2 protein-coding genes are annotated in these 3,195 nt (G+C 69.0%); both read right to left on the bottom strand.

Annotated features, from left to right (window positions below; all coding sequences use genetic code 11):
* Window positions 1-1,854, bottom strand: a 1,854-nt coding sequence (locus FXN61_RS48395) for a WGR domain-containing protein (RefSeq protein ID WP_167980486.1), incomplete at its 3' end; no start/stop codon positions are given.
* Between the two features lie 113 nt (window positions 1,855-1,967).
* A partial coding sequence (locus FXN61_RS48390; protein ID WP_167980485.1) for a DUF4132 domain-containing protein occupies window positions 1,968-3,195 on the bottom strand: 1,228 nt, incomplete at its 5' end.

Below are 3,195 nucleotides of genomic sequence, written 5' to 3'. Positions count from 1 at the left end.
GGGCCAGCCAGTCGACGGCCAGCGCCGGGGCTGCTTGGTCTTGGCGAACCACCCGGCCATCACGGTGGCCACTTCGACGGTCGCGTAGGGCAGCAGCACCACGCCGGCCGCTCCGGGGGTGGACTGGACGAGCCGCAGGAGCGCGGGCACGGCGTCGAGGCCGAACCGGGCGGCGATCCGCTTGCCCCAGTCCTCCACGCCGTAGTTGTAGCTCGGCTTCCACTCTGCCAGCAGGTGCCGCACCTCCTCTTCGGGAGCGAGGAGGAACAGGTCGCTGTCGAAGTAGCCGCTGGTGCCCGCCTGGTAGTCCGCGAGCAGCGTGCGCCAGTCGCGCTCGTCGGAGTACCACTCGCTGCCGCTCGCCAGCCACTTCTCGCGTTCGCCCGCCTCCCACACGATCGACGGCGCGGGCACCGGAAGGTCCGGCACCACCACGGGTTTCACCGGCGGACGGCGGTTCAGCCACGGCGGTGAGGCGAGCAGCGGCGGCAGCTGGTCCGCGCGAGCGTCCGGCAGGGTCGCCACTGCGAACTCGGTGAGCACCGCGGCGACGTCAGCGGGGACGTCGAGGTCCGGGTTCGACAGCAGGTGCGCCTTCAGCAGCTGCCGCACCTCATCGCCAGCAGCCGCGCGCTCCGCCAGCAGCCGCGCTGCCCGCACCGGGAACGCCGCCATCGCGGACAGCACCGCGGGGTGCACGTACTTGGTGTCCAGCCGGTCGAGCAGGATGGTGAACGCCTCGTCGGTGGGCAACGCCGCGAGCACCTTCAAGACCAGCTTGCGGCTGTCCGCGACCTGGTATTCGGCGTCGAGCTCCTCCGCGAGCAACGGCGCGACGGCCGGTCCCAACACGTACACCGCCGTGTACAGGATGAAAGCCGAGCCGATCAGCGAGTGCTTGACGTTGTCGTAGTCCTCGACGTTGCTGGCACTGCACGGCAGCATCCACCACTGGCTCGGCGTGTAATGCTGCTTGCACACCTCGGCGAACCAGTCCGCCCGTGACGGCACGAGGTACGACCGCAGTTCCTTCAACGTCGGCGTCGCGCCCCTGTCCTCCAGCGCGGTCTCCGCGGCCTTGCGCGACGCGTCATCCGCGACCGCGAGCGCGTAGCGGACAGCGGTGAGCATCCGGCCTTCCTGTTCGGTGACCGAGGTCTGGAAGCTGCCGCGTCTGGGCTGCAGGCGGATGTTGGTGAACTTGTCCCGCCGGACGTCCCACTGCTCCGAGAAGGTCAGCCCCATGTACTCGACGACCGCCGCGGCGGCGAACGCGACCCCGTGATCGGCGATCCAGGCGTGCACCGAGGGCAGCCCGGACGACGTGATGGCCGCGATCGCCGCAGCACCAACAGGATTCGCCTGCCCGGCGAGATGGTCACGGGCCGCGCTGACCAGCTCCGCCTTCGAGCCCTTCGTGGTGAACGCGCGTTCGAGCACGTCGGCCTTCTCGACGACCTGCTTCCGTGCCTCGGCCGCCTTCGCGGCGTCGACCGAGAACTCCGGTGCCGGCTCGAACCCGCGCTGCCGCACCGCATCTCGCAGCCACGCCTTGGGCATCACCCAGGTGTCCTCGTCGAGGACAGCGGCAGGCTTCTCCACCGGGGAAGACACCTCTGAGGACTGAGGAGCCGCAGCAGGAGCCGCCGAGCCGACCGCGCGGTAGCCCTTCTTCTCCTTCTCCGCCACCAGTTTCGCGACGTGGGCCCTCGCGGCGTCCTCGGAGGCGAGCTCCTTGGTCTGGGTCTGGCCGGCCGTCTGGAGCCGTCCGAACCGGACGGTGACCGCGGCACCGTCCCTGCCGATCTCCCAGAACTTCGCCGAGCCGCCGGAGACGAGCTCCCACCTGCGCACTGCCGTACCTCCTGGGGACTGACAAGGGAGTTGATGTCCACGGACCGTACTCAGAGGGTCTGACAATTCCTTACGGTCAGCTTAAAGAGCTGATCAGACCCTCTTCGCCACGGCTACGTCTGGAGGGACTCCAGTTCGGAAAGGAGTTCGGACGCCGTGATCGGGTCGACCTCCAAGGTGCTCGGCGCGTTCTTCTGGGAATACCAGTAGCCCTGGCCGTCGGCCGAGAACCTCAGGTCGATGAACTTCACCTCGGGGAAGACGTCGATCGCGCCCACCGCGATACCGGGATCCAAGGAGGCGACCAGGGCGCCACCGGACGGCAACGGGCGGGTGATCCAGCACTCGACGCCGCCGTCCTGCGGCTCGCCGCGGACCCAGCCCTTCTTGGTGAGACTGAGGATCTTGCCGATCGGGTGCGGGACGTCGCAGTACTTCGCGAGGTGTGGCAGGAGTTCCTCGTCCGCCGGCACGATGTGCAGCGGACGGTCCAGCTGCGGGAACGGCTGGAGGATCTCGTAGTCGGCGAACACCTCGCCCCACGCCTCCGCCGTGTCCTGGAGGTCCACCGGGTGCGCTACGCGAACGGTGGAACCCTCGGGGAGGGTGAACTCGTCGTCGCCCGAGTCGGCGAGCGTCCGGTCTTCCGCCAGCCGGAAGGAGAGTCCGGTGCCGGTGATCCAGACCAGGCGGCGGACGATGTGCCAGAGCAGCGGATGGCCTGCCAGGACGGTGTGGAACTCGCCTGCGGTCCACGTGCGCTGGTCGACCATCGCGCGTTCCAGGCGGTGGATCTGGTCGGACGCGACGGTGCGGACGTCCTTCTTCAACGCCGTGAAACGCTTGTGCTCCAGCGGGGCGCGCTCCTGATCGTCCTTCGCACCGGGCTTGGGCAGATCTTTGCGACGCTTGCCGTCCGGGTCGAGAACGTACGGCTTGAGCTGCTCGTCGAAGCCCACGGTGAACCGGCGAGGGCCGTAGTCGATCACCAGTGACGCCTCGTCGTCGAGGCCGAGCCGGGGGACCAGCCGGTCGGCGAGCTGGTCGCGTGACAGGCCCAGCTCGGCGGCGATCTGGGCGACCTTCTCCTGGGCGCGGGTCTTGAGGCCCTTGAACTTCACCTTCTCCGCGATGCTGTTCAGGTGCGACAGCGCCACCTCGGTGCCGATGTCGGCCAGGACGTCCAGGCCCGTCACGGCCCTGGCGTGCTGGCTCTCACCGGGCCAGACACGGATCAGCGGGGACAGCGCGCGAACCGTGGAGTCGTCGCCGAACCATCCGAGCGCGGTCAGCGCCCAGCCCTCCTTCGAGGGCGCGCCGACTTCCTGCCAGCGCTGGAAA

Origin of the sequence: Lentzea indica, from assembly GCF_012184385.1 — a bacterium.
GTDB lineage: Bacteria > Actinomycetota > Actinomycetes > Mycobacteriales > Pseudonocardiaceae > Lentzea > Lentzea indica.
This window is presented reverse-complemented; position numbering and strand designations above follow the sequence as displayed.